Below are 290 nucleotides of genomic sequence, written 5' to 3' on the forward strand. Positions count from 1 at the left end.
CAGCATCAGGCCATAGACGATGGTGCGCGGCCGGATCAGGCGATAGCGGGCGGGCGGCGCGCCGGTGGCCTGCGATTGGGCCGCGGCGGCCTTCGCCGCCTGGGCCGTCAGCGTATCGAAGCGGATCAGGTCGCCGGGCCGGCCGATGCGCGCCATCACGTCGTTGCAGGCGTCGACGCAGAGGCCGCAGCCGATGCATTCCATCTGGATGCCGTCGCGGATGTCGATGCCGGTCGGGCAGACATGCACGCACTGGCCGCAGTCGATGCAGTCGCCAAGGCCCTTGTGGG

General features: G+C 70.7%; 1 protein-coding gene. It reads right to left on the reverse strand.

What is annotated here, in order from left to right; genetic code table 11:
* Positions 1-290: 4Fe-4S dicluster domain-containing protein (locus I71_RS33125; protein ID WP_042704328.1), on the reverse strand; the 290-nt coding region annotated here is incomplete at both ends.

This window comes from Azospirillum sp. B506 (assembly GCF_000333595.1).
GTDB lineage: Bacteria > Pseudomonadota > Alphaproteobacteria > Azospirillales > Azospirillaceae > Azospirillum.